The 6,408-nt window shown below is 48.7% G+C and carries 5 protein-coding genes and 2 pseudogenes; 2 read left to right on the top strand and 5 right to left on the bottom strand.

Going from position 1 to position 6,408, the window contains the following annotated elements; all coding sequences use genetic code 11:
• Positions 1-238 precede the first annotated feature (238 nt).
• The 5 genes from ACJHVI_RS07690 to ACJHVI_RS07670 form a co-directional block, all read right to left on the bottom strand.
• Positions 239-637, bottom strand: a complete 399-nt coding sequence (locus ACJHVI_RS07690) for a hypothetical protein (RefSeq protein WP_483184174.1) — start codon at positions 635-637, stop codon at positions 239-241.
• Positions 638-659: 22 nt separating this feature from the next.
• On the bottom strand, positions 660-1,067 hold the full coding sequence (locus tag ACJHVI_RS07685) for a YqaA family protein (RefSeq protein WP_483184173.1): 408 nt from the start codon (positions 1,065-1,067) through the stop codon (positions 660-662).
• Positions 1,064-1,453 carry a pyrimidine dimer DNA glycosylase/endonuclease V gene (locus tag ACJHVI_RS07680; protein WP_483184172.1) on the bottom strand — a complete coding sequence of 130 codons (390 nt, stop codon included), beginning with the start codon at positions 1,451-1,453 and terminating at the stop codon, positions 1,064-1,066. Before ACJHVI_RS07680 ends, ACJHVI_RS07685 begins: the two co-directional genes overlap by 4 nt.
• Positions 1,450-2,847, bottom strand: coding sequence for a DUF2130 domain-containing protein (locus ACJHVI_RS07675; RefSeq protein ID WP_483184171.1), 1,398 nt, complete (start codon positions 2,845-2,847; stop codon positions 1,450-1,452). Before ACJHVI_RS07675 ends, ACJHVI_RS07680 begins: the two co-directional genes overlap by 4 nt.
• Positions 2,848-2,915: 68 nt before the next feature.
• The gene (locus ACJHVI_RS07670) at positions 2,916-5,138 is read right to left on the bottom strand and encodes an NADP-dependent isocitrate dehydrogenase (protein WP_483184170.1); all 2,223 of its coding nucleotides are present in this window, start codon (positions 5,136-5,138) and stop codon (positions 2,916-2,918) included.
• Between the two features lie 319 nt (positions 5,139-5,457).
• Here ACJHVI_RS07670 and ACJHVI_RS07665 point away from each other — a divergent pair.
• Positions 5,458-5,780, top strand: a pseudogene (locus tag ACJHVI_RS07665) (IS630 transposase-related protein).
• 284 nt (positions 5,781-6,064) lie between these two features.
• Positions 6,065-6,382, top strand: a pseudogene (locus ACJHVI_RS07660) (transposase).
• Positions 6,383-6,408: the final 26 nt, after the last annotated feature.

Raw genomic sequence — 6,408 nt, 5'->3', positions numbered from 1 at the left:
AGCTTGTCATTGCGGCATGGGAAAGGAGAATAAGGTTAAGTTTATAAAAGATTATTTTGCTTAAAAAACGCTAGATAGCACCTATTTTGTCCCTTAGGGCTAAAGAACTCGAAAACAGCACCTAAAATGTCCCTTTGCCCGGTTTGGAAAAAGTCAAAGGGCAAATGGTGTTGAAAGTGATGTGTTTGAATTTGTTGAAAGCAGCCAATAAGTTAAGGCTAATTGTGCCTATTGCTGCCTAAAAAGGCGGTAAGCAGCTTGAAATGGGCTGTTTAATCAGGATGAATGGGTAAAATTTGGGCACATAATGCCATTTTTGTTGAAAACCCCAAAGCGCGTGCAAACCGCTTGCATGGCTTTGGGGTTTTGCAAAGGTTTCAGGCTGCGGATTCTCCGCATATATCCAGCGATGAAACATTTTGCCGTAGCCACTATTACGATAGCGCCGACACCAATTCTGCAACAGCTGCGCCAAATCCGCTTGGCAAGCGCGATTGACCCAATCCGCAACAGCCGCCGTGCATACCGTATCATCGGTATGGCATGAACGCGCGGTAAACAATTCAAAATCCGTCGCTTGATAATTGCGCGATTCAAAACGCGAACCCACAATATCGCCGATTGCCGCTCCCAGCATTTCTCCTCCTCAGCCTGCCGCACTAATAAACAGCCGTCATTATAATGCCGTAGCGCAGAAACTTGCCCGCCGTAATCGCCAAGACGCAATGCCATACAGACAGGCGCAAATAGCCTGCGGCAAGCGGCAAGGCATCGCCAATTACCGGCAGCCATGAGAAAAACAGCAGATTAGCGCCGTGGCGTTTTAACACAGCCAATGCCTTAGGCGAAATCCGCGCGCGGTAATGACGGGCGGCGATGCGTCCGAGGGCATAAGAAGTGATGGAACCCAGACTATTGAACGCGCCCGCAATCAGCAATGCCGCCCAAGCCAATTCAGGCTTTTGCCACAGCAAAGCGGCGAAGGCGGCATCGGAGGTACCGGGCAAAATGGTGGCGGAAGTAAAGGCGGATAATGCCAGCGCGCTTAATAGGACAACATCCGTCAATCGCTGTTCCTATGCGGTGTAAAGCGCGCTTGCACCGGCATACGCTCGCGGATTCTGGCGCGATTGGCGGCTAATGCGGCATCGGTCGGCACATAGTCCTGCCATAAATCCGCCTGCGACGGTAAATCTTGCGGCCAAAAATCCTGCACCTTGAAACCGCGCGCCAGACATTCGGCATGCAAGGCGGCGTATCGTTTGTGCAAAAAGCCGAGTTTATTGAAGAAAAAGCGCACATGCCCTTCGCCAAGTTTGTAATCCTCGGGCTGCCCTTTGAGACTGAATTTGCCGCGCGCCACCGCATTGGGAATCCGCGTCAGCTCACGATGCTCCGCCAGCAAATGCTGATCGCATAATTCTTCGGGCGGCACGAGGTTAATTCGGGTCATGACAATTCTTCATCCTCTTCCACCTCTTGCAGCTGCGCCAATGCCGCAAACTTGGCTTTCATGGTCGGGTTTTTGCGCACCAGTTTTTTCACACTCAATTCTTCTGCTTTGTTGTTCGCTAAACGTAGATTGTTTTCGGAAGAAAGCAGCGCGTCTTTGGTTTTTTGCAGATGGGTGATGGTTTTATCGATTTCCTCAATCGCGGTTTGGAATTTGCGGCTGGCGAGGTCGTAGTTGCGGGCGAAGGCGGTTTTAAAGTCGTTCAAATCGTTTTCAAAATTGCTGATGTCGATGTTTTGACTGCGCATTTGCGCGGCTTCGCGTTTGTATTGCAGGGCATTGGCGGCGGCGTTGCGCAGCAGGGTGATGATGGGAATGAAGAATTGCGGGCGCACGACGTACATTTTCGGATAGGCGTAGGAAACATCGACGATGCCGCTGTTATACAGTTCGCTGTCGGCTTCGAGCAGGGAGACGAGGACGGCGTATTCGCAGTTTTTCTCGCGCCGGTCTTTGTCCAATTCTTTGAAGAAGTGTTCGTTTTTCTTTTTGCTGGCGGTTGCGTCGTTTTCGTTTTTCATTTCAAACATGATGGAGACGATTTCGATGCCCTCGCTGTCGTATTCGCGGTAGATGTAGTCGCCTTTGCTGCCCGAGCGTGCATCGTTGTCTTTGCCGAATTGGGCGAGCGGAAAGGCGGTACTGCGCAGTTTGTTGAATTCGGTTTCGCAATGCTGTTCGAGGCTTTCGCCGATCATTTTGGTGGATTGGCGGGCTTTGAAGTCTTTGTAAAAGGCGATTTCTTGGTCTTTTTGCAGCAGCGCATCGCGGTGGCGTTCTTTCAGGCTGCTTTGGGCGAGTTCGTGTTCTTTTTCTTGCAGTTGCAGGCGGTTTTCCAATGCCAGCAGGGCTTGTTGACGTTCGGCGGCGGCATTTTGCTGCTGGCTTTGCAATGCCCAGATTTGCCGTTCTTTTTCATTGAGTTGCATCTGCATTTGCTGTTCGGCATCTTTGCGGACGAGGTTTTTTTCGCTTTCGGCTTGGGCGAGTTTGGCTTGCAGTTCCTGAATGTGCAGTTGTTGGCGCTGCTGCGCCTGTTCGACCGCCAAGGCTTGCTGCTGCTGAGTGGCGGCAAGTTGCGCGCTGAGTTGTTTCAATTGTTCTTGCAAGACCGCCAATTCCTGATTTTTATCGGCGAGCGTTTGCGCGAAGCCGCTTTGGGCGCGTTCTTGACTCAACTGCAATTGCTCTTGATGGCGCTGCTGTTCGCGGACAAGGGCTTGCTGCACTTCGGCTTGAAATTCCTGATTGCGGATTTGCGCGGCGATGTGGTTGTAGCCGCTTTCGTCAATGGTAAAAGCGGTGTGGCAGTGGGGGCATTGGATTTGCGGCATGGCGTTTCTTTCGTTCGGAATAAAGTAAAGCAGCCTGAATGCAGGCTGCTTGCGAGGTTTGAGCGGATTTAAAGCGCGTCGATGACGGCATTCAACGTGGCACTTGGGCGCATGGCTTGGGCAACTTGCTTGGCATCGGCAAAATAGTAACCGCCGATGTCCACTGCTTTTCCTGCACCGCTTGCCAATTCCGCCAAAATGCCGCTTTCTTGCGCTGCCAATTTTTCGGCAACAGGTGCAAAAGTTGCTTTCAATTCAGCATCTTTGTCTTGCGCTGCCAAGGCTTGCGCCCAGTACAGGGCAATGTAGAAATGGCTGCCGCGATTGTCCAATTCGCCTGCTTTGCGTTTGGGCGATTTGTCGTTCAGCAACAATTGCTCGGTGGCTGCGTCCAATGTGTCTGCCAATAGTTGCGCTTTGGCATTGCCTGTTTTTTGCGCCAAATGTTCCAAAGACACCGCCAAGGCCAAAAATTCGCCCAAAGAATCCCAACGCAAATGGTTTTCTTCGTTGAATTGTTGCACGTGTTTCGGTGCGCTGCCGCCTGCGCCTGTTTCAAACATACCACCGCCGTTCATCAATGGCACGATGGACAACATTTTCGCGCTGGTGCCCAATTCCAAAATCGGGAACAAATCGGTGTTGTAATCGCGCAAAACATTGCCTGTTACGGAAATGGTATCCAAGCCGTCTTTCATGCGTTTCAGGCTGGCTAAACACGCTTGTTCGGGCGCAAGAATTTGAATATCTAAACCATTGGTATCCAAATCCGCCAAATAAGTTTTGACTTTTTTAATGAGTTCGGCATCGTGGGCGCGGTTTTCGTCCAACCAGAAAATGGCTGGGGTGTTGCTCAAACGCGCACGGTTTACCGCCAGTTGCACCCAATCTTTAATCGGCGCATCTTTGGTTTGGCAAGCGCGCCAAATGTCGCCTGCTTCCACATTGTGCGAAGTCAAAACCTTGCCGTTTTCGTCAATGATTTCCACTTTGCCTGCTTCCGCAATTTCAAAGGTTTTGTCGTGCGAACCGTATTCTTCGGCTTTTTGCGCCATCAAGCCCACGTTCGGCACAGAACCCATGGTGGTCGGGTCAAATGCGCCGTTTTCTTTGCAGAAATTGATGGCGGCGGTGTAAATGCCTGCGTAAGAGCTGTCGGGAATCACGGCTTTGGTGTCCACCGCTTTGCCTTCTTTGTCCCACATTCTGCCTGAATTGCGAATCATGGCGGGCATGGACGCGTCCACAATCACATCGCTGGGCACGTGCAAATTGGTGATGCCTTTGTCGCTGTCCACCATCGCCAAGCTGGGCGCTTGGGCAAACGCCGCATCAATGGCAGCCTGAACTTGGGCGCGGGTGTTTTCGTCCAATTTTTCCAAATTTGCCAACAAATTACCGAAACCATTGTTCACGTTCACGCCGATTTCAGCCAGTTTGTCGCCGAATTGTTCAAACACGGGCGCGAAGAACACTTTAACCGCGTGTCCGAAAATAATCGGGTCGGATACTTTCATCATGGTCGCTTTCATGTGCAATGAGAACAACACATTTTTCGCTTTGGCATCAGCCACTTGCTTTTGCAAAAATTGCACCAAAGCTTTTTTGCTCATGAATGTGGCATCAATGATTTCGCCAGCTTTCAAATTCAAAGGTTTACGCAATTCGGTTTGGCTGCCTGAAGCATTGGTAAACACGATTTTCACAGTGGTGGGATTATCTACAGTAACCGATTGTTCGTTATAGAAAAAATCACCGCTTGACATGGTAGATACATGAGATTGGCTGTCCGCACGCCAATCGCCCATGCTGTGCGGGTATTTTTTGGCGAAATTTTTCACGGCTTTGGGGGCACGGCGGTCGGAGTTGCCTTCGCGCAAAACAGGGTTTACCGCGCTGCCTTTGATGCGGTCATAACGTGCTTGAATGTCTTTTTCTTCATCGTTTTGCGGATTGGCAGGATAATTGGGTACGGCATAACCTTTTGATTGCAATTCGGCAATTGCTGCGTTCAATTGCGGCATGGACGCAGAAATATTGGGCAATTTAATCACATTGGCTTCAGGCTTCAAAACGTATTCGCCTAATTGCGCCAAAGCATCAGGAATGCGTTGATTTTCTTGCAAGAAATCGGGGAAAACCGCCAAGATGCGGCCGGCCAGAGAAATATCGGCCAATTCAAACGCCACATCGGCCTGTTTGCCGAACGCGCGGATAATCGGCAAAAACGATTGGGTGGCCAAAGCTGGGGCTTCATCGGTGTGGGTGTAGATAATTGTGTTTTTACTCATCTTTTCTCCTCTTGTTCATTGAAAAAAACAGCATTATGGCATATTTTCTCATGTACTTATAAGAATTTATGCCATGGCTTCAGATAAATAAGGGAAGGCAGCGATTCGCTGCACGATAAAATTATAGTTAATTCAGCTCAAAGAAAGACATAGTTTTTGTATATTAGTCTGAACAATAATAAAGCTTGGTATTTTTATATGTATAATTTTGCCATGAATTTACTATATCGAATTAAACGGCAATATATTCTTTAACTATATAGCTAACAAGATTTTTTATAGCATAATCCAACTCGGTAATTCACTTTCGGGAGGTCGCATGAAGCATTCACTGGATTTTCGTCGCAGGGTATTCGAAATAAAAGAGCGCGAGAAACTTAGCTTCGAAGAAACATCAAAACGCTTTGCCGTATCGATGCGTATCCTCTTTCGTTGGCAACAACGGATAGAGCCTAAAACAAAACATAACAAGCGTCCGCATAAGATAGATGAAGAGCGGTTAGCTCGACATGTGGACAATATCCCGATGCCTATCATTTTGAGAGAGCAGAGCTCTTTGGTGTAACCGAAGGTGGGATAAGAGCCGCACTCAAGCGTATGGGCATCACCCGTAAAAACAGCAATTCACCCGAAAGCAGATGAAACGGCGCGAAATGCATTTAAAGAAACCATTGCACGCTACGAACACGCCGGAAGGGATATCATTTATATCGATGAAAGCGGATTTGCTGTGGATATGCCCCGCCTGCATGGCTATATAGTCAAAGAATTGAAAAGGTATTACCGCGTTGGCTCACCTTGCCGTACGCTCTTGTACTGTCTGCGGCTCGCCGCCTTGTACTACTTTTTCACTTCTCCGGCTATAGTAAAAGGGCGATAGGTGTTATGGAACTAGGAATCGGCACGAAAAAGGAAGGCTTAATGCCATTGACGCATCACTGAAATCCTGCCTGCTTACAGTAATGCTGTTTTCAGGCAGTATCAATGCAGACACTTTTCACGAATGGTTGTGCTATGAGCTGCTACCCAAAATTAGAAAAGGCGGCGTTATCGTTATGGATAATGCCGGCTTCCACAAATGAAGCGACATTATCGACTCTATTGAGCAGGCGGAAATGATTGTTGAGTTTCTCCCTGTTTATAGTCCTGATCTTAACCCCATAGAACACAAATGGGCGCAGGTAAAAAACATACGTCGCCGTGAGCGATGCGATGTAGACGAACTGTTTCGTCGTTACTCATAATGACAATGAATATTTCGTTAGCTATA

The sequence above is a fragment of the Suttonella sp. genome, assembly GCF_056855035.1.
This window is presented reverse-complemented; position numbering and strand designations above follow the sequence as displayed.

Coding starts and splice junctions, on each gene's coding strand:
- ACJHVI_RS07690 (WP_483184174.1), bottom strand. CDS start 637: ATGCTGGGAGCGGCAATCGGCGATATTGTGGGTTCGCGTTTTGAATCG.
- ACJHVI_RS07680 (WP_483184172.1), bottom strand. CDS start 1,453: ATGACCCGAATTAACCTCGTGCCGCCCGAAGAATTATGCGATCAGCAT.
- ACJHVI_RS07675 (WP_483184171.1), bottom strand. CDS start 2,847: ATGCCGCAAATCCAATGCCCCCACTGCCACACCGCTTTTACCATTGAC.
- ACJHVI_RS07670 (WP_483184170.1), bottom strand. CDS start 5,138: ATGAGTAAAAACACAATTATCTACACCCACACCGATGAAGCCCCAGCT.